At 70.8% G+C, this 25,555-nt stretch carries 21 protein-coding genes and 1 tRNA gene; 14 read left to right on the forward strand and 8 right to left on the reverse strand.

What is annotated here, in order from left to right; translation table 11 throughout:
* Positions 1 to 48 precede the first annotated feature (48 nt).
* Together AC3WLN_RS14920 and AC3WLN_RS14925 are read left to right on the forward strand one after the other, a co-directional pair.
* The gene (locus tag AC3WLN_RS14920) at positions 49 to 1,695 is read left to right on the forward strand and encodes a DEAD/DEAH box helicase (protein WP_492482508.1); all 1,647 of its coding nucleotides are present in this window, start codon (positions 49 to 51) and stop codon (positions 1,693 to 1,695) included.
* A 50-nt stretch (positions 1,696 to 1,745) separates the two neighbouring features.
* Positions 1,746 to 1,821 (forward strand) — tRNA-Thr (locus AC3WLN_RS14925).
* A gap of 387 nt (positions 1,822 to 2,208) precedes the next feature.
* On the opposite strand, the gene AC3WLN_RS14930 is transcribed toward AC3WLN_RS14925, so the two are convergent.
* Positions 2,209 to 3,114, reverse strand: a complete 906-nt coding sequence (locus AC3WLN_RS14930; RefSeq protein WP_492482449.1) for a LysR family transcriptional regulator — start codon at positions 3,112 to 3,114, stop codon at positions 2,209 to 2,211.
* A gap of 170 nt (positions 3,115 to 3,284) precedes the next feature.
* Between AC3WLN_RS14930 and AC3WLN_RS14935 the strand changes: the two genes are divergently transcribed.
* From AC3WLN_RS14935 to AC3WLN_RS14970, 8 genes are all read left to right on the forward strand, one after another.
* Positions 3,285 to 4,811: an ABC transporter substrate-binding protein gene (locus AC3WLN_RS14935; protein WP_492482510.1), complete on the forward strand. Its 1,527-nt coding sequence runs from the start codon at positions 3,285 to 3,287 to the stop codon at positions 4,809 to 4,811.
* A 66-nt stretch (positions 4,812 to 4,877) separates the two neighbouring features.
* Entirely contained in the window at positions 4,878 to 5,792 is a 915-nt protein-coding gene (locus AC3WLN_RS14940; RefSeq protein WP_463772569.1) for an ABC transporter permease, read from the forward strand.
* Entirely contained in the window at positions 5,789 to 6,742 is a 954-nt protein-coding gene (locus tag AC3WLN_RS14945; protein WP_492482452.1) for an ABC transporter permease, read from the forward strand. The genes AC3WLN_RS14940 and AC3WLN_RS14945 overlap by 4 nt, the downstream gene beginning before the upstream one ends.
* Positions 6,743 to 6,782: 40 nt before the next feature.
* Positions 6,783 to 8,204, forward strand: coding sequence for a M20 family metallopeptidase (locus AC3WLN_RS14950; RefSeq protein ID WP_492482453.1), 1,422 nt, complete (start codon positions 6,783 to 6,785; stop codon positions 8,202 to 8,204).
* A 2-nt stretch (positions 8,205 to 8,206) separates the two neighbouring features.
* Positions 8,207 to 9,817, forward strand: coding sequence for an ABC transporter ATP-binding protein (locus AC3WLN_RS14955; RefSeq protein ID WP_492482455.1), 1,611 nt, complete (start codon positions 8,207 to 8,209; stop codon positions 9,815 to 9,817).
* A gap of 467 nt (positions 9,818 to 10,284) precedes the next feature.
* A complete protein-coding gene (locus AC3WLN_RS14960; RefSeq protein WP_463772560.1) occupies positions 10,285 to 10,548 on the forward strand; it encodes a hypothetical protein in 264 nt (87 codons plus the stop codon).
* A gap of 99 nt (positions 10,549 to 10,647) precedes the next feature.
* On the forward strand, positions 10,648 to 11,463 hold the full coding sequence (locus AC3WLN_RS14965) for a transglutaminase-like domain-containing protein (RefSeq protein ID WP_492482457.1): 816 nt from the start codon (positions 10,648 to 10,650) through the stop codon (positions 11,461 to 11,463).
* Between the two features lie 67 nt (positions 11,464 to 11,530).
* Positions 11,531 to 11,881, forward strand: coding sequence for a hypothetical protein (locus AC3WLN_RS14970; protein WP_463772553.1), 351 nt, complete (start codon positions 11,531 to 11,533; stop codon positions 11,879 to 11,881).
* A 115-nt stretch (positions 11,882 to 11,996) separates the two neighbouring features.
* Here the strand turns inward: AC3WLN_RS14970 and AC3WLN_RS14975 are convergent, their stop codons facing one another.
* Both AC3WLN_RS14975 and AC3WLN_RS14980 read right to left on the reverse strand, forming a co-directional pair.
* Positions 11,997 to 12,992 (reverse strand): SDR family oxidoreductase, encoded by a 996-nt coding sequence (locus AC3WLN_RS14975; protein WP_492482460.1) that lies wholly within the window; start codon positions 12,990 to 12,992, stop codon positions 11,997 to 11,999.
* An 80-nt stretch (positions 12,993 to 13,072) separates the two neighbouring features.
* The gene (locus tag AC3WLN_RS14980) at positions 13,073 to 14,419 is read right to left on the reverse strand and encodes a PQQ-dependent sugar dehydrogenase (protein WP_492482462.1); all 1,347 of its coding nucleotides are present in this window, start codon (positions 14,417 to 14,419) and stop codon (positions 13,073 to 13,075) included.
* Between the two features lie 215 nt (positions 14,420 to 14,634).
* On the opposite strand from AC3WLN_RS14980, the gene AC3WLN_RS14985 reads away from it, so the two are divergent.
* Complete coding sequence (locus AC3WLN_RS14985) at positions 14,635 to 15,591, forward strand: TAXI family TRAP transporter solute-binding subunit (RefSeq protein ID WP_492482464.1); 957 nt, start codon at positions 14,635 to 14,637, stop codon at positions 15,589 to 15,591.
* A 62-nt stretch (positions 15,592 to 15,653) separates the two neighbouring features.
* On the forward strand, positions 15,654 to 16,166 hold the full coding sequence (locus AC3WLN_RS14990; RefSeq protein ID WP_492482466.1) for an SRPBCC family protein: 513 nt from the start codon (positions 15,654 to 15,656) through the stop codon (positions 16,164 to 16,166).
* Between the two features lie 50 nt (positions 16,167 to 16,216).
* Here the strand turns inward: AC3WLN_RS14990 and AC3WLN_RS14995 are convergent, their stop codons facing one another.
* Positions 16,217 to 17,785 (reverse strand): sensor domain-containing diguanylate cyclase, encoded by a 1,569-nt coding sequence (locus tag AC3WLN_RS14995; protein WP_492482468.1) that lies wholly within the window; start codon positions 17,783 to 17,785, stop codon positions 16,217 to 16,219.
* A 213-nt stretch (positions 17,786 to 17,998) separates the two neighbouring features.
* Between AC3WLN_RS14995 and AC3WLN_RS15000 the strand changes: the two genes are divergently transcribed.
* Positions 17,999 to 18,226 carry a hypothetical protein gene (locus AC3WLN_RS15000; protein ID WP_492482470.1) on the forward strand — a complete coding sequence of 76 codons (228 nt, stop codon included), beginning with the start codon at positions 17,999 to 18,001 and terminating at the stop codon, positions 18,224 to 18,226.
* A gap of 22 nt (positions 18,227 to 18,248) precedes the next feature.
* Here AC3WLN_RS15000 and AC3WLN_RS15005 read toward each other — a convergent pair whose 3' ends face one another.
* The gene (locus tag AC3WLN_RS15005) at positions 18,249 to 18,536 is read right to left on the reverse strand and encodes an MTH1187 family thiamine-binding protein (protein ID WP_463772530.1); all 288 of its coding nucleotides are present in this window, start codon (positions 18,534 to 18,536) and stop codon (positions 18,249 to 18,251) included.
* Positions 18,537 to 18,814: 278 nt separating this feature from the next.
* Between AC3WLN_RS15005 and AC3WLN_RS15010 the strand changes: the two genes are divergently transcribed.
* Positions 18,815 to 19,402, forward strand: a complete 588-nt coding sequence (locus AC3WLN_RS15010; RefSeq protein ID WP_492482472.1) for a phospholipase A2 family protein — start codon at positions 18,815 to 18,817, stop codon at positions 19,400 to 19,402.
* Between the two features lie 106 nt (positions 19,403 to 19,508).
* On the opposite strand, the gene lpdA is transcribed toward AC3WLN_RS15010, so the two are convergent.
* The 3 genes from lpdA to AC3WLN_RS15025 all read right to left on the reverse strand — a co-directional run bounded on the left by lpdA (position 19,509) and on the right by AC3WLN_RS15025 (position 25,393).
* Entirely contained in the window at positions 19,509 to 20,909 is a 1,401-nt protein-coding gene (gene lpdA, locus AC3WLN_RS15015) for a dihydrolipoyl dehydrogenase (RefSeq protein WP_492482474.1), read from the reverse strand.
* A 114-nt stretch (positions 20,910 to 21,023) separates the two neighbouring features.
* Positions 21,024 to 22,340 (reverse strand): 2-oxoglutarate dehydrogenase complex dihydrolipoyllysine-residue succinyltransferase, encoded by a 1,317-nt coding sequence (gene odhB / locus AC3WLN_RS15020; RefSeq protein ID WP_492482476.1) that lies wholly within the window; start codon positions 22,338 to 22,340, stop codon positions 21,024 to 21,026.
* An 80-nt stretch (positions 22,341 to 22,420) separates the two neighbouring features.
* A complete protein-coding gene (locus tag AC3WLN_RS15025) occupies positions 22,421 to 25,393 on the reverse strand; it encodes a 2-oxoglutarate dehydrogenase E1 component (protein WP_492482478.1) in 2,973 nt (990 codons plus the stop codon).
* Positions 25,394 to 25,555 lie beyond the last annotated feature (162 nt).

The raw sequence follows: 25,555 nt of genomic DNA on the forward strand, positions 1-25,555 counted from the left end.
CCCCTGCGCCCCCAGACCAATTCCGAGACACGCACCGAATCCCCAGCGATGGACCTTCGTCTCTACCAGCGCGCCAGCCTCGATGCCCTCCACGCCGCCTGGGCGCGGGGCGAGGGGGCCGGCCTCATCGTCCTGCCGACGGGCGCGGGCAAGTCCCTGGTGATCGCGGCCCTGGTGCGCGAGACCCTGGATGCCCACCCCGCCCACCGCATCCTGGTCGTCACCCATACCCGCGAGCTGATCGCCCAGAACCATAGCGAACTCCTGGCGCTCTGGCCCGCGGCGCCGGCCGGCATCTATTCCGCCGGCCTCGGCCGCCGGGACGGGACCGCGCAGGTCCTGTTCTGCGGCATCCAGTCCGTCTGGAACCGCGTACCCGAACTCGGAGGCTTCGACCTCGTCATCGTGGACGAGGCCCACCTCATCCCGCGCGACGCCGAGACCCGCTACGGCCGCTTCCTCGGCGCCCTGCGCGCCGAGCGCCCGGACCTGCGCGTCGTCGGCCTCACGGCGACGCCCTACCGCCTCGACAGCGGACGCCTCGACGAGGGTCCGGGCCGGATCTTCGAGGCCATCGTCTACGAGGCCAATGTCGGCGACCTGATCCACCAGGGCTACCTCGCGCCGCTCATCTCCAAGGCCACCGCCACGCTTCTCGACGTCAGCGGCGTGCCGCGGCGCGGGGGCGACTACATCCCGAGCGCGCTCGAGGCCGCCGTCAACCAGGACTGGATCACCCGGGCGGCCGTGGAGGAAATGGTGGGTTACGGCCAGGGCCGCCGGGCCTGGCTCGCCTTCTGCGCCGGCGTCGCCCACGCGACCGCGGTGCGCGACGCGATCCGGGCCGAGGGCCATACCTGCGAGACCCTCTCGGGCGAGACTCCCAAGCGGGCGCGCGACCGCATGGTGCGCGACTTCCGCGAGGGCCGGATCCGCTGCCTGACCTCGGTCGGCGTCCTCGCCACCGGGTTCAACGTGCCCCAGGTCGATCTCGTCGCCCTGCTGCGGCCGACCCAGAGCACGGGCCTCTACGTGCAGCAGGTCGGCCGGGCCCTGCGCCGCGCGCCGGGCAAGACCGATGCCCTCGTCCTCGATTATGCCGGCCTCGTCCGCATGCATGGCCCGGTCGACATCGTCACCGCCCGCAGCGCCGCTGCGATCCGCGGCCGAGAGGGCGAGATCCGGGCCAAGGCCTGCCCCGGCTGCGGTGCCCTGATCGCCCTCAACGCGAGCACCTGCGAGGCTTGCTGGGTCGAACCCGAGGCGGAGGAAGCCGGTCCGGTCCACGCGGCCTCCGCGGACGATGCGCATCCGATCCTGTCGAGCCAGGTGCCCGACCGCGGCGCCGCCGGGTGGCAGCCGGTCGGCGGCTGGACCTTCGCGGCCCAGCCGGAATCCGACGGCGACCTCGCGGTCACCTTCCACCTGCGCGACGGGCGACACCACCGGATCGTGCTCGGCCTCGCCCGGGCCGGATATCCCCGCGAGAAGGCGGTGCAGTGGTGGCGCCATCTCGGCGGCGGACGCGATGCGCCGATGACGGGAGCCGAGGCCCTGGACCGCCAGGACGGCCTCACCCGCCCGGAGGCGATCGAGATCCGGGGGCAGGGACGCCTGACGGAATCGGTCCGCTACCGCTTCCCGGACGGCCGCATCTTCGCCGAGACCCGCCGCCTCGGCGACCTCGCCGCCTGACGAGGTCGGGCTTGCGCCGAACCAACGGCGCTGATAGCGCAGGACGGCACGCCGGTTTAGCTCAGCTGGTAGAGCAACCGCCTTGTAAGCGGTAGGTCGCGAGTTCAAGTCCCGCAACCGGCACCACGTTTTCTGAACCGAACCGGCCTGGGCGCGGGCTCCATCGACACGGGGCTCGCCCGCCGCCATCGCCCTCATCCGTCGATCCCACCTGGCCCGTACCGAATGCCGGATCGTTGACGCTTCGCGGCAGGATCGACGGCGCGGGGCTGCCGGATGGGACCCGCTCCGTGCAAGGCTGTCGATCCGCAGCACCGGCCGTTGAGGGGCGCCGGTGGCCGGCAAAGGTCCCGGGCAACGAAAGACCCGCCGCGGATCGCTCCGGGCGGGTGAGTGTCGATGATGCCCCTCGGGGGTGAGGGCTTCGATCCGTAGCAGGTCGGGCGGAGGCTGCCTCTCGCATTTGATGGCTCCTCCCGCGCATCCGGGCGCGGGCGAAGCCGGGGCGGAGATCTATCGCGGATCGTGCGGCGGCGGCAGCGCGGCGACGAGCTGGCGCAGGAAGGCCTGCACGGCATGCGGCAGCCTGCGGTCGCGCATGACCTGGACCTGGATGCCGCGCATCAGGTTCGCCCGCGAGCGCACCGGAATGCAGACGAGTTCGCCCAGACGCACCGGGGTCTGCACGGAGAGGGCCGACATCAGCGCCAGCCCCCGCGTGCGGCGCACGAAGGGCAGCAGGGCGGAGAGGATGTTGGCCGTCAGCGTCGGCTCGATGGCGATTCCCTCCGCCAGGCAGGCCGCGTCGAAGACCCGCCGGGCGGTGGTGTCGAGGGTCGGCACCGCGATCGGATAGGCCTTGAGGTCCGCGAGCTGGATCGAGGGTCGGCGCGCCAGCGGATGATCGGGCGCGCTCAGGGCCACCATCTCGACGGCGTTGTCGTACACGACCGCGACCAGGCTCGACGGGGCCATGGCGAAGGTGATGCCGATATCGGCGTCGCCGGCCGCGACCACGTGCGTAACCTGGGCCGGGGGCAGCATCTGCACCTCGAAGCGGATGCCCGGATGGGCGGAGTGGAACTCCGCGATGGCGTTCGGCAGGAGGTCGAGGGCGAAGCCCTCCGAGGTCGCGACGCGGATGAAGCCCCGCGCCAGCCCCTGCAGCTCCTGGATCTCGGCCGCCACCTGCTCGGCCCGCAGCAGGGTCTGGTGCGCATGCGCGGCCAGCAGCTCCCCGGCCGGGCTCGGCACCATGCCGCGCGGGCGACGCTCGAACAGAACGCAGTCCAGCTCCGCCTCGAGATTCGAGATCTGCCGGCTGATCGCCGAGGCCGCAACATTCAGTTGCGATGAGGCGGACGCGATCGAGCCTGTCCTGGCGACGGCGAGAAAGTAGCGCAGGCCCGAGATGTTCATGAGACCTGTTTCCTTGCCGAAACGGCACGGCAGCAATCGCGAAATTCTACTTGTTGCGATGCAAAATGCACAACACCATGGCAGGGCGAAAAAAGCGGCAGGCCGCTGCGGCCGGCATCCGGCCGCCGTGCGAACGGGCGAGAGGGATCGACATCATGGCGAGCGGGATCATGACGAGACACGGCTCCGCGGCGCGCGCCGCGCTCACCCTGCTGATGCTGGCCGCGAGCGTGCCGGCCCTGGCCGGCAAGGCCGACGACACCCTGGTCTACGCCTCCGACACGGAGCCGGAGAACGTCAGCCCCTATCACAACAGCGCCCGCGAGGGCGTGATCCTGGCTCGCAACGTCTGGGACACCCTGATCTATCGCGACCCGAAGACCGGCGCCTACCAGCCGATGCTGGCCACCGCCTGGACATGGGTCGATCCCCTCACCCTCGAACTGACCCTGCGCGAGGGCGTGACCTTCCACAACGGCGACGCGTTCGGGCCCGAGGACGTCGCCTTCACGTTCAACTACGTGCTGACGCCGGAAGCCCGCACGGTGACGAAGCAGAACGTCGACTGGATGAAATCGACCGAGGTCGTCGATGCCCACACGGTCCGCATCCACCTGAAGAACGCCTTCCCGGCGGCGCTCGAATATCTCGCGGGCCCGACCCCGATCTTCCCGGCCGCCTATTTCAAACGTGTCGGCCTGGACGGTTTCGCCAAGGCGCCCGTCGGCACCGGCCCCTACCGCATCACCGCGGTGGAGAACGGGCGCGGCGTGAAGATGGAGCGCTTCGCCAAGTACTGGCCCGGCAGCCCCATCGGTTCCCCGAAGATCGGCAAGCTCGAATTCCGGGTCATCCCGGACGCCGACAGCCGCATGGCCGAGCTCGTCACCGGCGGCATCGACTGGATCTGGCGCGTGCCGAGCGACCAGGCCGACCAGCTCAAGGCGGCCCCGAACGTCACCGTGCTCAGTGCCGAGACCATGCGGGTCGGCTTCCTGCAGTTCGACACCCTGGGGCGGGCCGCCGCCAATTCGCCCCTCAAGGACGTGCGCGTCCGCCAGGCGATCTCCTACGCCATCGACCGCAAGGCCATGGTCGACAACCTCGTGCGCGGCGGCAGCCGGGTGATGAACGCGGCCTGCTTCATCGACCAGTTCGGCTGCACCGACGAGGGCGTGCCGCGCTACCCCTACGACCCGGCGAAAGCCAAGGCGCTCCTGAAGGAGGCCGGCTATCCGGACGGATTCGAGATCGACCTCGGGGCCTACCGCGAGCGCGACTACGCGGAGGCGGTGATCGGCTACCTGCGCGCGGTCGGCATCAAGGCGCGGCTGAACTACCTGCGCTACGCCGCCCTGCGCGACCAGATCCGCGGCGGCAAGGTCTCGATCGCCTTCCAGACCTGGGGCTCGTTCTCGGTGCTCGACGTCTCGGCCTTCACGGGCGTGTACTTCAAGGGCGGCGACGAGGACCTGACCAAGGACCCGGAGACGATCGCGGCCCTCCAGGCCGGCGACGGCGCCACCGACCCGGCCGCCCGCAAGGTGAAGTATGCCGAGGCGCTGAAGCGCATCGCCGGCCAGGCCTACGCCCTGCCGCTGTTCTCCTATTCCACGAACTACGCCTTCACGTCCGACCTCAGCTTCACGGCCCAGCCCGACGAGCTGCCGCGCTTCTACGCGGCGCAGTGGAAGTGACGGCGCGCGGGACGGCCGGTCCCTGACGGCGGGCCGACGGACAGCTCCGAACGAGGAAAGCGGGCCATGCTCCGGTTCATGATCCAACGAAGTCTGGTGGCGCTCGCGGTCGCCGTGACGGTGTCGGTGGCGAGCTTCATGCTGCTGCACCTCTCCGGCGACCTCGCCGCCGCCATCGCGGGGCCGGAGGCGACCTCCGTGCAGGTGGAGGCGATCCGGGTCCAGTACGGGCTCAACCAGCCCCTCCTGGCGCAGTTCGTCGCCTGGGCGGCCCGAGCGATCCGGCTCGATTTCGGCAATTCGTTCTATTTCCGCGAGAGCGTGATCGACCTGCTCGCCGCCCGCCTGCCGATCACCCTGTTCCTCGGCGTGGTGGCGCTGGCCGTGGCGCTCTTCGTGGCGATCCCCCTCGGGGTGCTCGCCGCGGTCAAGCGCGGCACCTGGATCGACCGGGCCGCCCTGTCGGTCTCGGTGCTGGGCCAGGCCATGCCGAGCTTCTGGTTCGGCCTGACCCTGATCATGATCTTCTCGGTGAACCTGCGCTGGCTGCCGGTCTCGGGCAACACGACCTGGAAGCACTTCGTGCTGCCGGCCGTCGCGCTCGGCTACTACGCCATGCCGGCGGTGATGCGGCTGACCCGCAACGGCATGCTCGAGGTCCTGGCCTCGGACTACGTCCGCACGGCACGGGCGAAAGGTCTCCCACCGCGAAAAATCCTGATCCGTCACGCCCTGCGCAACGCCGTCATCCCGGTGATCGCGCTCGCCGCCGTCCAGTTCGGCTTCATGCTCGGCGGCTCCATCGTGATCGAGGCGGTGTTCTCGCTCCAGGGGCTCGGCCAGCTCGCCTGGGAATCCATCGCCCGCAACGACTTTCCCGTGGTGCAGGCGATCGTGCTCGTCCTGGCGATGATCTACATCGCCCTGACGCTGGCCGCCGATCTCCTCAACGCCTTCCTCGATCCCCGGCTGCGCCAATGACCCTCCAGCCATCCGCATCCCCCCTCGATGCCGGCCTGCCGGAGACGCCGGCGACCCGCCCGGCCGACGGCCCGGCGCCGCTGCCCGCGGCCCGCTCGCCCACCGCCCTGGCGCTCCGGCGCGGCCTCCACCACGGCGGCTTCGTCATCGGCGCGGGCATCCTCGGAATCATCCTGCTCTGCGCCCTCGCCGCGCCGCTGATCGCCCCCCACGATCCCTATGCCCAGGACGTCTCCCGGCGCCTGATCCCGCCGATCTGGCACCTGAAGGGCAGCTGGGAGCACGTGCTCGGCACCGACAAGCTCGGGCGCGACTATCTCAGCCGCCTGATCTACGGCAGCCAGATCTCCCTCCTGATCGGGATCGCGGCCGCCACCATCTCGGGGGTGATCGGCACGACGCTCGGCATCTGCGCCGGCTATTTCGGCGGCAAGGTCGACGCGGTGGTGAGCTACGTCGTGACCACGCGGCTCGCCATGCCGGTGGTGCTGGTGGCGCTCGCCATGGCCTCCCTGGTGGGCGGCTCGCTGAAGGTCGTGGTGCTGGTGCTCGGCTTCCTGCTCTGGGACCGCTTCGCCGTGGTCACCCGCGCGGCGACCCGCCAGATCCGCGACCAGGACTTCATCGCGGCGGCCCGCGCCACCGGATTCTCCCCGGCCCGCATCCTGTTCCAGGAGGTGCTGCCGAACATCCTGAACGCGCTGATCGTGGTGGCGACCCTGGAGATGGCCCACGCCATCCTGCTCGAGGCCGCCCTGTCCTTCCTGGGCCTCGGCGTGCAGCCGCCCCTGCCGTCCTGGGGCCTGATGATCGCCGAGGGCAAGCCGTACATGTTCTTCCAGCCCTGGGTCATCACCATCCCGGGCGTCGCCCTCCTGGTCCTCGTCCTGGCGATCAACCTGCTCGGCGACGGCATCCGCGACGTCACCGCCCCCGAAGGCCGGCGCTGAGCCCCCCCGAACCGACCCGTCACCGAGATCGAGTGAGTCCATGTCCCGACACGATGCGATCGCGCGCGCGGCGCGCCACTACGACGAGGGCGATTTCCTCACCGTGCTGCAGGACGCCGTCGCCCGCCCCACTGAGAGCCAGACCTCCGGCCAATTGCCGAAGCTGCGGGCCTATCTCGACGATTTCCTCGTGCCCCTGATCGGGCCGCTCGGCTTCGCCAGCCGCATCCTCGACAACCCGGACGGCACGCACGGCCCCTTCCTCATCGCCGAGCGTCACGAGGGCTCCGACCTGCCCACGGTGCTGATCTACGGCCACGGCGACACCGTGCGCGGCTACCCCGAGCAGTGGCGCAAAGGGCTGGACCCCTGGACCATCACCATCGAGGGTGAGCGCTGGTACGGGCGCGGCACCGCCGACAACAAGGGCCAGCACATCCTCAACCTCGGCGCGCTGGCGGCGGTCATGGCGGCCCGGGACGGACGACTCGGCTTCAACACCAAGCTGCTGATCGAGATGGGCGAGGAATCCGGCTCGCCGGGCCTGCGCGAGGTCTGCCGGGCCGAGGCCGAGGCCCTGAAGGCCGACGTCCTCATCGCCTCGGACGGACCGCGGGTCAGCGCCGAGCGCCCGACCGTCTTCCTCGGCTCGCGCGGCGGCTACACCTTCGAGATGCTGCTGGACCTGCGCGTGGGCAGCCACCATTCCGGCAATTGGGGCGGCCTCCTGCGCAACCCCGGTACGGTGCTGGCCAACGCCATCGCCACCCTCGTCGACGGGCGCGGCAAGATCCTCCTCGACGCCCTGCGGCCGCCGGCGATTCCCGACGCCGTCCGCGCGGCGCTGGCCGACATCACCGTCGGCACCGACCCGACCGCGCCCGCGATCGACGCGGATTGGGGCGAGCCCGGCCTGACCGACGCCGAGCGGGTCTTCGCCTGGAACACCCTGGAGGTGCTGGCCTTCAAGACCGGCGACCCGGACGGCCCCCTCAACGCCGTGCCGCCCACCGCGAAGGCGACCCTGCAGCTGCGCTTCGTGGTCGGCACCGACTGGGAGGGCATCCTGCCGGCGCTGCGCGCCCATCTCGACGCGCACGGCTATCCGATGGTCGAGGTCCGGGCCGCCCGCACCGAGGTCTTCCGCGCCACCCGGCTCCCCGTGGATGACCCGTGGGTCGACTGGGCGCTGGCCTCCATCGCCGAGAGCACCGGCAAGCGGCCGGCCCTGCTGCCGAACCTCGGCGGCTCCCTGCCCAACGACGCCTTCTCGGAGATCCTCGGCCTGCCCACCCTGTGGGTGCCCCATTCCTACCCGGCCTGCCTCCAGCACGGGCCCGACGAGCACCTGCTCGGGTCGCCCTCCCGCGAGGCCCTGATGCTGATGGCGGGGCTGTACTGGGACCTCGCCGAGACCGGACCGGCGGTGCTGGCCCGGCGCAAAGCCCTCCAGGGAGCCTGAGCATGAGCGAGCCCGTCGTCCGCATCCGGAACCTCACCCTGGCGCTGCCGAAGGGCTCGGACCGGCCCCACGCCGTCGAGGACCTCTCCCTCGACCTGATGCCGGGCAAGATCCTCTGCGTCGTCGGCGAATCGGGCTCGGGCAAGTCGATGAGCGCCTACGCGCTCACCGGCCTCCTGCCCCGGGCGCTGAAGCCGGTCGGCGGGGAGATCCTGTTCGAGGGCCGGGACCTCCTCACCCTGGACGAGCGCGGCTGGCGCGCCCTGCGCGGGCGCCGCATCGCCATGGTGTTCCAGGAGCCGATGACCGCCCTCAACCCGGTCATGCGCATCGGCGACCAGATCGCCGAGATGTTCGAGGCGCACGACCTCCTCACCCCTGCCGAGCGCCGGGCGCGGGCGGTGGCGCTCGCCACCGAGGTCGGCCTGCCCGACCCGGTGCAGATCGTGCGGGCCTACCCGCACCAGCTTTCCGGCGGCCAGCGCCAGCGCGCCATGATCGCCATGGCCCTCGCCCTCGAACCCTCGATTCTCGTCGCCGACGAGCCGACCACGGCGCTGGACGTCACCACCCAGGCCCAGATCCTCAAGCTCATCCGCGACCTGCAGCGGCGGCGCGGCATGAGCGTCCTGTTCATCACCCACGATTTCGGCGTGGTGGCCGACATCGCCGACCAGGTCGCGGTGCTCCAGCGCGGGCGCCTGGTCGAGCAGGACAGCGCCGGGGCGGTGCTGCGGAACCCGCAGCATCCCTACACCCAGGCCCTGCTGGCGGCGGTGCCGAGCCTGGTGCCGCCCGCGCGCGCCTCCCGCGAGGCCGAGCCCCTCGCCCTCTCGGCCATCGGCCTGACCAAGACCTACACCAGCCGCGCGGGATTGTTCGGCAAGCCGCGCGTGGTCGCGGCGGTGCAGGAGGTGGCCTTCGACGTCCGGCGCGGGGAGACCCTGGGCCTCGTCGGCGAATCCGGCTCGGGCAAGTCCACCACCGCTCGCCTCGCGATCCGGCTGATCGAGCCCGACCGGGGCACGGTGCGCCTCGGCAGCCTCGACTACACGGCGCTGGGTCCCCGCGCCCTGCGCGACGAGCGCAAGCGCATCCAGATGATCTTCCAGGACCCCTTCGCCTCCCTGAATCCGCGCCGCACCGTCGAGCAGATCATCACCGCCGGCCCGATCGCGCACGGCACGCCGGCCCGCGAGGCGAAGGCGCGCGCCCGCGAACTCCTCGACCTCGTGGGCCTCTCCCCGAGCGCGGCCGAGCGCTACCCCAACGCCTTCTCCGGCGGCCAGCGCCAGCGCATCGGCATCGCCCGGGCGCTGGCCATGGAGCCCGACGTGCTCGTGGCGGACGAGGCGGTCTCGGCCCTCGACGTCTCGGTCCAGGCGCAGGTGCTCGACCTCCTCGAAGACCTCAAGCGGCGCCTGAACCTCGCGATGCTGTTCATCACCCACGACCTGCGCGTCGCCGCCAAGATCTGCGACCGCATCGCCGTGATGCATCGGGGCAGCATCGTCGAGATGCGCCCCACCGCCGAGCTGTTCCGCGCGCCGGAGCACGCCTACACCCGCGACCTCCTCGGGGCGGTGCCGGGGCTGCGGGCGACCGGCCCGTGAGGCGTCGATCCGCGACGGGCCGGCCGCGCGAGCGCCGGGGCGCTCCGGCCTCCGGAGATTGGTGCGCCGCCCTCCGCCGTCTGTGACGGACCCGCCCGAGCGGACGGAGATGTCGGCCGCTCCTCCGCTCCGATCGGATGGACGTGGCGATGCGCCTGTCCATGGCGACCGTCCGGAGCCACCAGAAGCATATCCTCGCGAAGACCGAGACCTCCGGACGGAGCGAGCGGCTGCTGTTGCGCAGTCGCCAGGCCTGCCACTGAAACCGGGATTTCGCCGGAGGTCTGCTTGGCGGATCGTGATCTGGATGGCGTCTGCGAAGATCGGCGCGGGGCAGGTCTCGCCCTCGACCAGAACATTTCCGAACCGTTTCAGCGTGAACTCTGCTAGGACTCCCATATTCGGCTCATGAGACAGGGATACGCCCGGATCCCTGCGGTGAACTCGTCATCTGAGAGAGACACCGCATGGCCTACGAGAAGCCCAACATGGAATTCTCGGACCTGACCGGACGGGCGACCCAGGACGGCGTCACGGTCACGGTGAACGTCTACCGCTTCGCCGGCACCCAGGACCCCTGGACCCTGGAGGTCATCGACCAGACGGGGTGGTCGACGGTCTGGAGCGATACCTTCGAATCCGACGAGGATGCGCTCGACGCCTTCACCGACGCGGTCGAGGAAGGCGGGGGCATGCGCGCGTTCCTGGAGCCGCCGCCCACCCTGCACTGAGCGGCGTCCGCCCCCGCGGACCGGCGCGGCGCGCCACCCGGATTCCACGGCCGGACGGCACGCGTCCCGGCCGGCCGTTGCCTTTCCAGGAGAGACACCATGCGCATCCTCGTCGGCTGCGAGATGACCTACAGCTTCCCTCAGCCGACGCCGGTCATCGCGACGCTGAACGTCCATGCCTCGCGGTTCCCGGACCTGGAGCGACCGGACCACCTCGTCACCAGCCCCGCCGTGCCGCTGGAAGGCTATCGCGACAGCTTCGGGAACTGGTGCCAGCGCATGACCGCGCCGGCCGGGACCTTCACGCTGAAGACCGGGACCATCGTCCGCGACGGGGGCCAGGGCGACCGCCCCGAGACCGATGCCGCCGAGACGCCGGTGGCGAAGCTCCCGACGGACAGCCTGCTGTTCCTTCTCGGCAGCCGCTACTGCGAGACCGACCGGCTCTCGCAGATCGCCTGGGACCTGTTCGGGCATCGGCCCCCGGGCTGGAGCCGGGTCCAGGCGATCTGCGACTACGTGCACGACCGCATCACCTTCGGCTACGAGCACGCGCGCGCGACGCGGACCGCGTTCGACGTCTTCGAGGAACAGCGGGGCGTGTGCCGCGACTATGCGCATCTCGCGATCGCATTCTGCCGATGCCTGAATATCCCGGCGCGCTACTGCAACGGCTACGTGAGCGACATCGGCCTTCCCCTCCCCCACGCGCCCGGCGATTTCGCCGCGTGGATGCAGGTCTTCCTCGACGGCCGCTGGCACACCTTCGATCCGCGCAACAACGCGTCCCGGATCGGCCGTATCCTGATCGCCTACGGTCGGGACGCGGCCGACGTGCCGCTCACCCTCACCTTCGGGGCGAACACCCTGACGAAGTTCCTGGTCACGACCGAGGAAGCCGCGCCCAGCGCCTGACACACCGCCCGCCGCCCCGGCCCGTTCCGGGGGCGGCGCTCCGAACCGACCCGAAAGCAGAGACACCATGACCACAGCCGACATGCTCGCCGAGAACGTCTCGATCGCGGACCTCACCGGACGGGCGGCGGACCGCCTCGCGTATCTGAAGGGCGTCTATCTCAACATGGTCCCGGACCAGGCCGGAAACCCGACCCTGCGCGTCCGCCTCAGCCGGGTCGGGCCGCCGGCCCAGCCGCCCTACCGGATCGAACGAGACGATTCCGACGGCCAGACCGTCATCCTCGGGTTCTACCAGGGCGACAAGCACAAGCCGCTGGCCAAGCGGCTCCACGATTGCGACGGACCGACCTGGAGCCGCGAGACCATGAGCTACGCCGACGTTCGGGCGCTCCACAACGGAGCGGTCGGAGCCTGAAGCCTCCGGGATGCATCCCGGCCCCGGCCGGGCCGGGATGCGGGCGAGGTCGAGTGCCGGGGCGACCCGGCCGGGCCGTTTCCGGATGCGCCCGGACCCGCGGGCGCCCCTCGTCTCAGGGACCCCCGCGCCCCCCGGTGGCGCCGAAGACCTGGCCGGTCGCGTAACTCGCCTCGTTGGAGGCGAGCAGGACGTAGAGACCGGCGAGTTCGGCCGGCTGGCCCGGGCGGCCCATCGGCGTGTCTTTGCCGAAGGTCGGCAGCTTCTCCGGCGGCTGCCCGCCGCAGACCTGCAGCGGCGTCCAGAACGGGCCCGGCGCCACCGCGTTCACCCGGATGCCGCTCTCCGCCAGCTGCTTGGCGAGCCCCTTGGAGAAATTCACGATCACCGCCTTGGTCGAGGCGTAGTCGAGCAGGTTCTCGGAGGGGTCGTAGGCGTTGACGGATGCGGTGTTGACGATCGCCCCGCCGGGTCCGAGATGGGCGAGGGCGGCCTTGGTGATCCAGAACATCGCGTACACGTTGGTCCGGAAGGTCTGGTCGAACTGCTCGGTGGTGATGTCGAGGATCGAGACCTGGGACTTCTGGTAGACCGCGTTGTTGACGAGGATGTCGAGGCCGCCGAGTTCGCGCGCCGCGTCCGCCACCAGGCGCTGGCAGAAGGCCTCTTCGCGGATGTCGCCCGGCAGCGCCACCGCCCTGCGCCCGGCCCGGCGGATGAGTGCCACCACCTCGGCCGCGTCCGGCTCCTCGGCCGGCAGATAGTTGATGGCGACATCGGCGCCCTCGCGGGCATACGCGATGGCCGCGGCGCGGCCGATGCCCGAATCGCCGCCGGTGATCAGCGCCTTGCGGCCGGCGAGGCGACCGGACCCCTTGTAGCTGGTCTCGCCGTGATCCGGACGGGGCACCATCCGGCTCGCCAGGCCGGGCCAGTCCTGCTGTTGCCTCTCGAACGGGGGCTTCGGATAGCTGCGCGGCGGGTTCGGGGCGGGGTCGGTCTGCGCCACCCGCTCCTGCGCGCCGGCCGCGCTCCCCAGCGCCGCCGCCATGCCGGCGGAGAGGCCGCCCACGAGGGCGCGCCGCGAGGGGTCGGTCTTGGTCTCTGTCATGGGGCTTCCGCTGCTGTCGGGGGACGTCGCGCATCCGGGCCGGCCCTCGCGGCCCGGCCCCTGGATCGGCTCGGCGGCCGCTACTGGGTCCGGCTGGTGGCGCTCACCCGCCAGATCGTCTTACCGACATCGTCCGAGACCAGCAGCGCGCCGGTCCTGTCGAGGATCACGCCGACGGGGCGCCCCTGGGCCTTCTCGTCGGCGTTGAGGAAGCCGGTCAGCGCGTCGACCGGCTGCCCGGTGGGCTTGCCGTCCTTGAAGGGCACGTAGATCACCTTGTAGCCGCTCTTCGGCCGGCGGTTCCACGAACCGTGCTGGGCGACGAACAGGCCGCTCTTCCAGGCCTCCGGCAGGCTGCTCGCCTGCGAGAACGCGATGCCGAGGGAGGCGGTGTGGGTGCCGACCGCGTAGTCCGGGGCGATGGCCTTGGCGACGAGGTCGGGCTTCTGCGGCTGCACGCGCTCGTCCACGTTCTTGCCCCAGTAGCTGAAGGGCCAGCCGTAGAAGCCGCCCTCCTGCACCGAGGTGATGTAGTCCGGTACGAGGTCGCTGCCGATCTCGTCGCGCTCGTTCACCGCCGTCCAGAGCTTGCCCGTCACCGGCTCGAAGCCGAGGCCGTTGGGGTTGCGCAGGCCGGTGGCGTATTCGCGCATCTGCTTGTTCGAGATCGTGTATTCCCAGATCGCCGCGCGGCCGGTCTCCTTGTCGAGGCCGTTCTCGCCGACATTGCTGTTCGAGCCGACGGTCACGTAGAGCGTCTGCCCGTCGGGGCTGGCGATGACGTTCTTGGTCCAGTGGTGGTTGATGCCGGAGGGCAGGTCGACGACCTTCTCGGGTGTCGCGGTGATCTCGGTCTGGCCCGCCTGGTAGGGCACCTTCACCAGCGAATCCGCATTGGCGACGTAGAGGTCGGAGCCGACCAGCGCCATGCCGAAGGGCGAGTGCAGGTCCTTCAGGAGCACGTGGCGCTCCTCGGCGACGCCGTCGCCGTTCGCGTCGCGCAGGAGGACGATGCGGTCGGGGCTCTTCACGCCGGCGCCTGCCATGCTCTTGACCTTGTCGGCGACCCAGTCGGCGACGCCGGTCGAGGGGTCGTCGGTCTGCGGCTTGTTGGCCTCCGCCACCAGCACGTCGCCGTTGGGCAGGAGATACATCCAGCGCGGATGATCGAAGCCCTCGGCATAGGCCGCCACCTGCAGCCCGGCCGCGGCCTGGGGCTTGGCGCCGTTCTCCCAGCGGGCGACGCGGGCGATGTTCACGGTGGGCATCAGGGTCGGGTTGGGAGCCGGCAGCGTCGGGCTCGCGCCCTGGCCGGCCGAGGCCTCGAGGGTGGCCTGCTCGGGATAGACGATGAAGCGCACGAAGGCCGCGCCGCCGAGGAGGAAGACGGCCAGGGCCGCGAGGCCGAGTTTCGATCGAGTCCGCATGACGATCACTTCAGCTTGCACGTTGCGCGCAGCCCGCGCGGCCACGCCTCGCAGGATCAAGCCTCCGAGACCGCTTTTGGCTCCCTCGCGGCGCGACGCGGCCCTTGCGCGACACAGGCCGCCTCCGCTTGAATGGCGGCCCCGATCCCCCGGATCACCTCGTGGGCTGGGGCGCTCCCGGGCGACACCGGCCCCCTGACACACCGGGTGCACCCATGCGCAGGCGCACATTCCTCCTCGGAGCCACGGCGGCGACGCTGATCCGGCCCGGACGGGCGCGATCGGCCGGCGCGCCGGACGGCCTCGTGCTGGCGACGGCGACGCCGGGGGGCTCGTTCCCCGCCTTCGGTCAGGCCCTGGTGGAGGCGCTCCGCACGGTCGATGCCACCCTGTCCGTCACCCTGCGGCCCTCGAAGGGCTCGGCCGAGAATGTGGGCCTCCTCCGGAGCGGCGCCGTCGATCTCGCCCTCGTCCAGGGCGACTATGCCACCGATGCCCTCGCGGCGGGACCCGAGGCGGGTCCGCGCCTCACCGTGGTCGCGCCGGTGAACGCCTCGCCGGGCCTCTTCGTCGTCCCGGCGGCCAGCGACATCCGCGGGGTGCAGGACCTGCGGGGCCGGCGCGTCGCTCTGGGCACCCACGCCTCCGGCCTCACCGTCATGGGCCGGACCGTGCTGGCGGGATCGGGCATCGACCCCGACCGCGACATCGAGCCGATCCTCCTCGACCGGGCCGGCGACGGGGCGGTCCTGGTCCAGGACGGCCGCGCCGCGGCGCTCTGGGGCGCCGGCCTCGGCTGGCCGAGCTTCCGGACGCTGGCGGAGGCGCCCGGCGGCGCCCGCTTCTTCGGGCCCGCCCCGGACGCGATCGCGCGCATCCTGGCGCTGGGCACCTCCCTGCGCCGCCGCACCGTGCCGGCGGACGCCCTGAAGGGCCAGCACACGCCCATCGACACGGTGGGCTCCTGGAGCTTCGTCCTCGCCCGGCCGGGCATCGACGGCGCCGCCGTGACGCGCTTCGTCGCGGCGCTGGCCGGGAGCCAGGCGCACCTGGCGCGGAACTACCCGCAGGGCGGCGACAGCGACCCGCGCAACCTCGTCGAGGCCGCGCCCCATGCCTGGCTGCACCCGGCGAGCGCCGCCTACCTGCGCGGCATCGGCGCCCTCCCCTGAAGCGCGGCGCAACCTTCCCTGCCGCTGCCCGGTTGCGCTGAGCGGATGCGGGGGAAACGATCATGCGGCAGGCCATCTTCGGGATCGCCCTCACGGTCCTGGCCGGCCCGGCCGGCGCGGTCGAGGTCTCCCGCAGCCGCGACATCCCGGCCCCGCCCGCCGCCGTCTGGGCGCTCGTCGGCGGCTTCTGCGCGATCGCCCTGTGGCATCCGCAGGTCGTCGCCTGCGAGACCTCCGGGACCCGGGACGATGCGGACCGGGAGGACAACGAGCCGATGCGCCGGCTCACCATCGCCGGAGGCCTCGGCGTCCTGGTCGAGGCCGAGACCCGGCGCGACGAGGCCGGGATGAGCTACAGCTACGCCTTCATCGAGGGTCCCCTGCCGGTGGCGGCCTACAACGCCACCCTCCAGGTCCGGCCGAACGGCACCGGTGCGACCGTGGTGTGGAGCGCCACCTTCGACCCGGCCGGCATGGGCGAGGCGGAAGCCCGGGCCGATATCGAGGGCGTTTACGACCGGGGCCTCGCGGGCATTGCCCGGGAACTCGGCGCCCCGGCAGCCAGGCCGAGATAGGCCGCCGGCGGTTCTGCCGAGATAGGCTCCGCCGGTCTTGCGCCCGGGACTCAGCCCGCCGCCAGGCGGAGGCCGGCCTTGTCCCGGCGCCGCACCTGCACCTGGTTGCGCCCGTTCGCCTTGGCCGCGTACAGCGCCTGGTCCGCCGCCTCGACGAAGGCGGCCGGGTCGACCGCCCGGATCTCGGGGATCTGCGCCACGCCGATGCTGACGGTGAGAATGCCCAGCGGGCTGCTCGCATGGGGCAGCGCCCAGCCCGCCACGGCGTCGCGGATGCGGTGGGCGACGATCTCCGCCCCCGCCGCGTCGGTCTCGGGGAGGATGACGGCGAATTCCTCGCCGCCGATGCGGCAGGCGGTGTCGGAGGCGCTGGCGATGCTCGCGTCGATGGAGCGGGCGATCAGCCGGAGGGCCTCGTCGCCCTGCTGGTGGCCGTAGCGGTCGTTGAAGCCCTTGAAGTAGTCGGCATCGAGGACGAGGAGCGAGAGCGGTAGCCGGTTGCGGACCGCGCGGCGCCATTCGCGCCCGAGGGCGTCGTCGAACCGGCGCCGGTTGGCGAGGCCCGTCAGGGCGTCGGTGGTCGCCAGCTTCTCCAGCTGGACGTTGAGGTCGAGGGCGGCCTGCTCGGCCGCCTTGCGCTGCTGCAGTTCGCGCCGGAACAGCCCGGTGAGGACGATGGTGGTGGCGCAGAGGCTGAGCACCACGCCGCCGAGGACGAGGGCGCGGTGCCACCAGTCGGCGTAGATCTCCTCCGGCGACACCGCGATGCTGAGGTGGAGCGGCAGGTCGCCGACCTGCGTGAAGACGAAGTCGCGAGTCCCCTCGCCCACCATCGCGGGGCCGCTGAAGTGGTCTCCCGAGGCATCGAAGAACTTCCGGTAGCTGTCGCTCGCCGAGACGCTGCGGCCGATCACGCTCTCGTCGTAGGGCTCGCGCATGATGATCGCGCCGCCCGGACCGTAGAGGGTGACGGTGCCGGCATGGTCCGCGCCGACGGCGGCGAAGAGCTGGCGGAAATAGTCGAGGTAGATCGAGCCGAGGACCACCCCGGCGAAGCTGCCGTCCGGGTCCGACAGTCGCCGGCTGATGATCAGCACGCGCTTGCCCGTGAGGCGCGAGATCAGGGGCTGGCTGACGTGCAGCTCGTTCCCGGGATGTTTGACGTGGTACTGGAAATACTCGCGGTCGGCGTAGTTGAGCGGCTCGGGCGCGAGGGATTTCGAGCTGATGATGAGCTTGCCCGTCCTGTCGAACACCAGGGTATGCCCGAAATTCTCGGCCGTGGCGGCCCGGTCGAACAGGATCATCTGCCGGAGCGCGGGATCGGCCTGAGCGAGTTCGGGCAGCTTCAGGCCGTCGACGACCGCCCGCAGCGAGAGGTCGTAGAGCTCGATGTTGCGGGCGATGTCCCGCCCGAGGACCTGCACGAGGCTGCGCGACGTCACCTCGGAGCGCCGGGCCGCATCGACGCGCATTTGCCAGAGCATGTAGCCCGAGACCAGGCAGAGGCCGACCACCGCGAGCAGGTTGATGGCGCTCAGCCAGCGGGCCGAGTGCGTCCACCGAAAGCGCTGCGTCCGGATCAATCGTGCCTGCATCATGATGATCTTGGCATCCATCGGTGATCCGGTGATCCGCGCGCCGAGAGAAACCAACGACGACCGCCGGCAAGTCCCGGTGATCGGCCAGCAATCGGCCAGGGGCCGTTAAGACTTCATCCGTCGAGCGCTCCAACGTGTGATTCCACACACTTTCGGCCGCCCCGGTCGACGGATCGAGAGAACGTCCGGATGCGTTGCCGTGGGTACGCGAATTGGACGGAAGGCTTCAGCATGAGATCCCGGCCCTGCCACATCCTGCTCCTGGCCCTCGGCCTGGCGACGCCGGCCGCGGCGCAGCCGGCGCCCCCGGACTCCCGCGCGGAGGCGCCCGGCGAGGCGGTCTGCCGGGCGCAGGCGGACAGGAACGGCATCACGGGCGCCGGCCGCGACACGTACCTGCGGGAATGCGTGGCCGGCGAGACGCTGGACCGGCCGAAATCGGATGCGCCGAAGCCGTGACGGTCCCGACGGCCGCCGCCGCTCAGAGCACGGCCTTCAGCTTGTCCGCCATGGACTGCGCCTTGTCGCGCCGCGACGAGAACGCCATCGTGAAGAACACGCGCTGGACGCCGATCTCGCTAAGCCTGGCCTCGCAGGCCTCGATCAGCGCGCAGATGTCGCCGAGTTCGCCCTCGATGTTGGTCCCGTTGGCATGCATCTCGGCCTGGAGAGGGCTGGCGTCGATGATCGCCTTGATCTCCTTCACGTAGGGCGAGACCGAGGGGCCGACGCCCATCGGGACGATGCACAGATCCGCGACGACCTTCATGATGGTTCTCCCTGCGCTTCACGGTCCTCTCAGAGGTCGCACGCGCCCCGGCCTGTCAATCGCCCGCCGAATCTCCCGCCCGCCGCATCTCCCGCGCGCCGTGTCACCGACGCGCCATCTCCTCGACGGGTACGGGCCGGTGATCGCCCGTTCCGCGAGGCCGGAGGCCGGATCCTGCCGGGCGGAACGGTCTTGCCACCTTCGCCGTATCTGCTGACCAACGGGGACCCCGCCGCGGCCCGGGCGGGAGGGGGTCCGGTGGACGGGAGACGAGAGCCTTGACCGACCGGTTTCGCGCCATAGCCGCGGCGATCGCCGTCCTGCTGCTAACGGCGGGGGCGGCCCAGGCCCAGACCGCCACCGAGGCGCCGGCCGGCCTAGTGGAGGAGGAAGCGCGGCCCGGGCCGCCGCCGCCGCTGCCGGACCTGGCGGATTCCAACGGGCGTGCGGGCGAGCCCCTGAACCAGCCCGGGCCCGCCTCCGGCATTCCCAGGGCGCTTCGCGGCTCGGCCGACCGGGCCGGTGGCCCGGCCAACGACCTCACCCCGACCGACCGCCCCGACGAGGCGCCGCTGCCCAAGGCCGATCTCGCGCAGGTGCTGGAGGGCAAGGCCCTGTTTCACGGCAATTACTGCGGCGCCGGCCAGCGCGGCGAGGGGCTGGCGCCCACCGACGACCTCGATGCGGCCTGCATGCGCCACGACGCCTGCTTCGACGCGGCCGGACATCGGTCCTGCGCCTGCAACGCCACCCTCGAACGCGAGGCCGCCGCGGTCTCGGAGCGGCCGGGCCTGTCCCGCCAGGTTCGCGAGCGGGCCCTCAGCGTAGCCCAGGCGGCCGAGGTAATGGCCTGCCAGGCGCCCTGACCGCTCTCGGAGCCGCGGCGACCCCCGCGGCTCGCCCTCCCGACGGAATCGAAACGGCCGCCGCTCGGGGAGCGGCGGCCGGGCTTTTCGGGTCCGGCGCTGCGGATCAGATGTGGATCGCGCGCTTGCCCACCGCGAGGGCGGCTTCCTTCACCGCTTCCGTCAGGGTCGGATGGGCGTGGCAGGTGCGGGCCACGTCCTCGGCCGAGGCGCCGAACTCCATCGCCACCGCGACCTCCGCGATCAGGTTTCCGGCATCGGCTCCCACGATGTGGACGCCGAGGACGCGGTCGGTGGTGGCGTCGGCCAGGATCTTCACGAACCCGTCCGTGGTGTGGTTCACCTTGGCGCGACCGTTGGCGGTAAAGGGGAATTTCCCGCTGTTGTAGGCGATGCCGTCCTTCTTCAGCTCTTCCTCCGTCTTTCCGACCGAGGCGACCTCCGGATAGGTGTAGACCACGTTCGGGATCACGCCGTAATTCACGTGGCCCGACTGGCCGGCCAGGAGCTCGGCCACGGCCACACCCTCGTCCTCCGCCTTGTGGGCCAGCATCGGCCCGGCGATGACGTCGCCGATGGCGTAGATGCCCGTGACGTTGGTGGCGTAGTGACTGTCCGTCTGGATACGGCCCTTGTTGTCGAGGCCGACGCCCACCGTCTCCAGGCCGAGGCCCTCGGTGTAGGGGACCCGGCCGATGGCCACGAGCACGACGTCGGCCTGCAGCTTCTCGGCCTCGCCGCCGGCGGCGGGCTCCACCGTGACGGTGGCGGCCCCGTCCTTGACCTCGACGCCCGTGACCTTGGACGAGAGCTTGAACTGCATGCCCTGCTTGCCGAGGATGCGCTGGAACTGCTTGCCGACCTCGCCGTCCATGCCCGGCAGGATCCGGTCGAGGTACTCGACCACCGTCACCTCGGAGCCGAGGCGGCGCCAGACCGAGCCGAGTTCGAGGCCGATGACGCCGGCGCCGATGATGAGGAGCTTGCCCGGGACCTTCTCCAGGGCCAGGGCGCCGGTGGAGGAGACGACGATCGTCTCGTCGATGGCGACGCCCGGGAGCTTCGTGACGTCCGAGCCCGTGGCGATGACGACGTTCTTCGTCTCCAGGAGCTGGTTGCCGCCGTCCTCGGACAGCACCTCGACGCGGCCCGCGCCGGCCAGCCGCGCGGTGCCCCGATAGGCGTCGATGCCGTTCTTCTTCAGCAGGTACTCGACGCCCTTGGTGTTGCCGTCGACGCCGTCCTGCTTGAAGGTCATCATCTTGGCGAGGTCGAGTTCGGGCGCGTTCACGATCACGCCCATGTCGGCGAAGTGCTTGCCCGCCTCCTCGAAGGCCTCCGAGGCGTGCAGCAGGGCCTTCGAGGGGATGCAGCCGACGTTGAGGCAGGTGCCGCCATGGGCGGCCCGCTTCTCCACCACGGCGGTCTTGAGGCCGAGCTGGGCGGCGCGGATGGCGCAGACGTAACCGCCGGGGCCGGTGCCGATGACGACGAGATCGTAGGACATGGAAATCTGACTCGCTGGATTGGGCGGCGGGTCATGCCCCACCATCAATGGACGAAGCGCGCGGAAGCGTCCGGCCGCGCGGGGGCGCGGCGGGCGGACGGCAGCTGCCGGGCCTTAGAGGTCGAGCACGAGGCGTGCCGGATCCTCCAGCGCCTCCTTGACGCGCACGAGGAAGGTCACGGCCTCCTTCCCGTCGACGATGCGGTGATCGTAGGACAGGGCGAGGTACATCATCGGCCGCGCCTCGATCTTGCCGGCGCGGACCACCGGGCGCTCCTCGATGCGGTGCATGCCGAGGATGCCGGATTGCGGCGCGTTGAGGATCGGCGTCGACATCAGCGAGCCGTAGATGCCGCCGTTGGTGATGGTGAAGGTGCCGCCCTGCATCTCATCGATGGAGAGCTTGCCCTCGCGGGCCTTCTTGCCGAAGCCGGCGATCTTCTTCTCGATGCCGGCGATCGAGAGGTCGTCGGCGTCGCGCACCACCGGCACCACGAGGCCCTTGTCGGTCCCGACGGCGATGCCGATGTGGTAGTAGTTCTTGTAGACGAGGTCCTGCCCGTCGATCTCGGCATTCACCGCCGGCACGTCCTTGAGGGCGCCGATCACCGCCTTGGTGAAGAAGCCCATGAAGCCGAGCTTGGTGCCGTGCTTCTTCTCGAAGATGTCCTTGTACTGGCTCCGCATCGCCATCACGGCCGACATGTCGACGTCGTTGAACGTCGTCAGCATCGCGGCGGTGTCCTGCGCGTCCTTGAGACGGCGGGCGATGGTCTGGCGCAGCTTGGTCATGCGCACGCGCTCCTCGCGCGCCGCATCGTCGGGCTTCGAGGGCGCGCGCGGGGCGGCCGGCTTGGCCTCCCGGGCGGGTGCGGGTGCGGGCGCCGGGGCGGACGGGCCCCTGGCGGTCGCCTCCAGCATGTCGCCCTTGGTGACGCGGCCGTCCTTGCCGCTGCCGTTCAGGGTCGCGGGATCGATGCCCGACTCGCGCGCCATCTTGGCCACCGCGGGGCCGTGGTCGCCGGATTCGCGGGTCGCCTGGGGAACGGCCTCGCCGTGGTTGCCGTAGGCGGCCGAGGAGGTCTGGGCCGGCGCCTCGGCCGGCTTGCCCTCGCTCTTGCCCTCGGTCTTGCCCTCTGTCCTGGTCTCGGCCTTCGCGTCGGCCTTCTTCGGCGCCGCGGCCTTGCCGCCACCGGCCTCGACGATGGAGCCGAGGAGCGCGCCGGGCTCCACCGTCTCGCCGTCCTTGGCCAGGATCTCGCCGAGCTCACCCGCGGCCGGGGCGTTCACCTCCAGGGTGACCTTGTCGGTCTCGAGTTCCACCAGGGGCTCGTCGGCCGCCACGGCGTCGCCCGGCTTCTTGAACCAGCGGCCGATGGTGGCCTCGCTCACGGATTCGCCCAGGGTCGGGACGACGATATCGGTTGCCATGGTTCAGTGTCCGTCCGGAGGGTTCGGGACGCCGTTCGCGCGGCGCCCTCGGATCGAAAGGGGTCGGGAAGGGCCGGCGGTCAGACCGCCAGCGCCTCGTTGAGGAAGGCCTGGAGCTGGGCCTGGTGCTTCGAGAGCATGCCCACCGCCGTGGAGGCGGAGGCCGGGCGGCCGACGTAGCGGGCGCGCTTGACCGGCGACTGGGCCTGGCCCAGCACCCATTCGAGGTAAGGCTCGACGAAGGTCCAGGAGCCCATGTTCTTGGGCTCCTCCTGGCACCACACCACCTCGGCGTTGCGGAAGCGCGCCATCTCGCCCGCCAGCGCCTTCAGGGGGAACGGGTAGAGCTGCTCCACGCGCATCAGGTAGACGTCGTTGACGCCGCGCTTCTCGCGCTCCTCGTAGAGGTCGTAATAGACCTTGCCCGAGCAGAGCACGACGCGCCGGACCTTGTCGTCCTTGACGAGCTTGATGCCGTCCTCGTCGCGCTCGGCGTCGTCCCAGAGCACGCGGTGGAAGCTCGAGCCCTCCGCCATCGCCTCGATCGGCGAGACCGCCTTCTTGTGGCGCAGGAGCGACTTCGGCGTCATCAGGATCAGCGGCTTGCGGAACTCGCGGTGCAGCTGGCGGCGCAGGATGTGGAAGTAGTTCGACGGCGTCGTGCAGTTGGCGACCTGCATGTTGTCCTCGGCGCACATCTGCAGGAAGCGCTCCAGGCGGGCGGAGGAGTGCTCCGGCCCCTGGCCCTCGTAGCCGTGCGGCAGCAGCAGGGTCAGGCCCGACATGCGCAGCCACTTGCGTTCGCCCGACGAGATGAACTGGTCGATGACCACCTGGGCGCCGTTGGCGAAGTCGCCGAACTGCGCCTCCCACAGCACCAGGGCGTTGGGCTCGGCCGCGGAGTAGCCGTACTCGAAGCCGAGCACCGCCTCCTCGGAGAGCATCGAGTTGATGACCTCCAGGCTGGCCTGGCCCTCGCGGATCGAGTTCAGCGAGGTGTAGCGCTGCTCGTTCTCCTGGTCGATCACCACGGCGTGGCGCTGGGAGAAGGTGCCGCGCTCGACGTCCTGGCCCGAGAGCCGGACCCGGTGGCCCTCGATGAGGAGCGAGCCGAAGGCCAGGGCCTCGGCGGTGGCCCAGTCGATGCCCTGGCCCGAGTCCACCGCCTTGGCGCGGTTGTCGAAGAAGCGCTGGATCGTGCGGTGCAGGTGGAAGCCCGGCGGCGGCGTGGTGATGCGCTGGGCGATCTCGCGCAGGGTCTCCACCGGCACGCCGGTCTTGCCGCGGCGGGGATCGTCCACGTCCTCGCGCACAGCCTTGAAGCCGGCCCAGCGGCCGTCGAGCCAGTCGGCCTTGTTGGCCTTGTAGTTGCCCGCCACCTCCAGCTCGGCATCGAGCATGGCGCGGAACTCGGCCTTGCGCGCGTCGAGCTGCTCCTGGCTCAGGACGCCCTCGGCCACGAGCTTCTTGCCGTAGGTCTCCAGCGCGGTCGGGTGCTTGCGGATGCGCTGGTACATCTTCGGCTGGGTGAAGGCCGGCTCGTCGCCCTCGTTGTGGCCGAAGCGGCGGTAGCACAGCATGTCGATGACGACGGGCTTGCCGAACTTCTGGCGGTACTCGATCGCGATCTTGGCCGCGAAGGTCACGACCTCCGGGTCGTCGCCGTTGCAGTGGAAGATCGGCGCCTCCACCATCTTCGCGACATCCGACGGGTAAGGGGACGATCGCGAAAAACGCGGATCGGTGGTGAAGCCGATCTGGTTGTTGATGATGAAGTGGATCGACCCGCCGGTGCGGTGGCCCTTCAGGCCGGACAGGCCGAGGCATTCGGCCACCACGCCCTGGCCCGCGAAGGCCGCGTCGCCGTGGATGAGCAGCGGCACCACGCGGGTGCGCTCCACCGTGGGCTTGGCCCGCTGGTCCTGCTTGGCGCGCACCTTGCCGAGCACCACCGGATCGACGATCTCGAGATGCGACGGGTTGGCGGTCAGCGAGAGGTGGACGTTGTTGCCGTCGAAGGCGCGGTCCGACGAGGCACCGAGATGGTACTTCACGTCGCCGGAGCCCTCGACCTCGGCGGGGTTGGCCGAGCCGCCCTTGAACTCGTTGAACACCGCCCGGAAGGGCTTGGCCATCACGTTGGTGAGCACGTTGAGGCGGCCGCGATGGGCCATGCCCACGACGATCTCCTCGGCTCCCAGCGCGCCGCCGCGCTTGATGATCTGCTCGAGGGCCGGGATCATCGCCTCGGAGCCGTCGAGGCCGAAGCGCTTGGTGCCGGTGTACTTGAGGTCGAGGAACTTCTCGAAGCCCTCGGCCTCGATCAGCTTGTTGAGGATCGCGCGGCGGCCCTCGGGGGTGAAGGTGATCTCCTTGCCCTTGCCCTCGATGCGCTCCTGGATCCAGGCCTTCTCCTCCGGGTTGGAGATGTGCATGAACTCGACGCCGAGCGTCTGGCAGTAGGTGCGCTCCAGGATCTCGACGATCTCCCGGATGGTCGAGAATTCGAGGCCGAGCACGTTGTCGAGGAAGATCGGGCGGTCCCAGTCCTTCTCCTCGAAGCCGTAATGCTGCGGGTGCAGCTCCTCGTGGTCGCCGCGGGGGGCGAGGCCGAGGGGGTCGAGCTTGGCGTGCAGGTGGCCGCGCATGCGGTAGGCGCGGATCAGCATGATCGCGCGGACCGAATCCTTCGTGGCCTGCTCGACCGAGATGCCCGGCGCCGAGGCGATGACGGCGCCCTTGAACGGGGCCGAGGCAGTGTCGGACTTGGCGCGGATCTTGTCGCCCATCGCCTTCTCGACGGTGGCCCAGTTGCCGTCCAGCGCCGAGACGATCTCGCCGTTGGCGTGGATCGGCCAGTTCGGCCGCTCCCACGAGGCGCCGGCCGCGTTCTTCTCCGCCAGACCCTTGTCCTCGTTCAGGGACCGGAAGAACGTCTGCCACTCGGGGTCGACCGAGTTCGGGTCCCGGGCGTAAGCCGCCTGCAGCTCCTCGATGTAGGCGGCGTTGCCGCCGTAGAGGAACGAGGTTTCGAGCGCGTCCTGGCGTGCCATCGTTCGGGTCATCCTGCCGCTGTGCGGGGTCCTCCGCCGGGGAGGGCCCCTGCCCGACCCCGTCCGCGCGGATCGCGGCCGGAATCGGATGTACCGGGAAAGACGCGGGCCCGAGCGGGCTCGCGTCGCTCGTTCGTCAGATGGGGACGCGGACCTGAACCT

The organism is Methylobacterium sp. FW306-05-D (genome assembly GCF_058782155.1).

What these genes read in the sequence shown, in the direction of transcription:
- AC3WLN_RS14920 (WP_492482508.1), top strand. Translation starts at nt 49, where the DNA reads ATGGACCTTCGTCTCTACCAGCGCGCCAGCCTCGATGCCCTCCACGCC.
- AC3WLN_RS14930 (WP_492482449.1), bottom strand. Translation starts at nt 3,114, where the DNA reads ATGAACATCTCGGGCCTGCGCTACTTTCTCGCCGTCGCCAGGACAGGC.
- AC3WLN_RS14935 (WP_492482510.1), top strand. Translation starts at nt 3,285, where the DNA reads ATGACGAGACACGGCTCCGCGGCGCGCGCCGCGCTCACCCTGCTGATG.
- AC3WLN_RS14940 (WP_463772569.1), top strand. Translation starts at nt 4,878, where the DNA reads ATGCTCCGGTTCATGATCCAACGAAGTCTGGTGGCGCTCGCGGTCGCC.
- AC3WLN_RS14945 (WP_492482452.1), top strand. Translation starts at nt 5,789, where the DNA reads ATGACCCTCCAGCCATCCGCATCCCCCCTCGATGCCGGCCTGCCGGAG.
- AC3WLN_RS14950 (WP_492482453.1), top strand. Translation starts at nt 6,783, where the DNA reads ATGTCCCGACACGATGCGATCGCGCGCGCGGCGCGCCACTACGACGAG.
- AC3WLN_RS14955 (WP_492482455.1), top strand. Translation starts at nt 8,207, where the DNA reads ATGAGCGAGCCCGTCGTCCGCATCCGGAACCTCACCCTGGCGCTGCCG.
- AC3WLN_RS14960 (WP_463772560.1), top strand. Translation starts at nt 10,285, where the DNA reads ATGGCCTACGAGAAGCCCAACATGGAATTCTCGGACCTGACCGGACGG.
- AC3WLN_RS14965 (WP_492482457.1), top strand. Translation starts at nt 10,648, where the DNA reads ATGCGCATCCTCGTCGGCTGCGAGATGACCTACAGCTTCCCTCAGCCG.
- AC3WLN_RS14970 (WP_463772553.1), top strand. Translation starts at nt 11,531, where the DNA reads ATGACCACAGCCGACATGCTCGCCGAGAACGTCTCGATCGCGGACCTC.
- AC3WLN_RS14975 (WP_492482460.1), bottom strand. Translation starts at nt 12,992, where the DNA reads ATGACAGAGACCAAGACCGACCCCTCGCGGCGCGCCCTCGTGGGCGGC.
- AC3WLN_RS14980 (WP_492482462.1), bottom strand. Translation starts at nt 14,419, where the DNA reads ATGCGGACTCGATCGAAACTCGGCCTCGCGGCCCTGGCCGTCTTCCTC.
- AC3WLN_RS14985 (WP_492482464.1), top strand. Translation starts at nt 14,635, where the DNA reads ATGCGCAGGCGCACATTCCTCCTCGGAGCCACGGCGGCGACGCTGATC.
- AC3WLN_RS14990 (WP_492482466.1), top strand. Translation starts at nt 15,654, where the DNA reads ATGCGGCAGGCCATCTTCGGGATCGCCCTCACGGTCCTGGCCGGCCCG.
- AC3WLN_RS14995 (WP_492482468.1), bottom strand. Translation starts at nt 17,785, where the DNA reads ATGGATGCCAAGATCATCATGATGCAGGCACGATTGATCCGGACGCAG.
- AC3WLN_RS15000 (WP_492482470.1), top strand. Translation starts at nt 17,999, where the DNA reads ATGAGATCCCGGCCCTGCCACATCCTGCTCCTGGCCCTCGGCCTGGCG.
- AC3WLN_RS15005 (WP_463772530.1), bottom strand. Translation starts at nt 18,536, where the DNA reads ATGAAGGTCGTCGCGGATCTGTGCATCGTCCCGATGGGCGTCGGCCCC.
- lpdA (WP_492482474.1), bottom strand. Translation starts at nt 20,909, where the DNA reads ATGTCCTACGATCTCGTCGTCATCGGCACCGGCCCCGGCGGTTACGTC.
- odhB (WP_492482476.1), bottom strand. Translation starts at nt 22,340, where the DNA reads ATGGCAACCGATATCGTCGTCCCGACCCTGGGCGAATCCGTGAGCGAG.
- AC3WLN_RS15025 (WP_492482478.1), bottom strand. Translation starts at nt 25,393, where the DNA reads ATGGCACGCCAGGACGCGCTCGAAACCTCGTTCCTCTACGGCGGCAAC.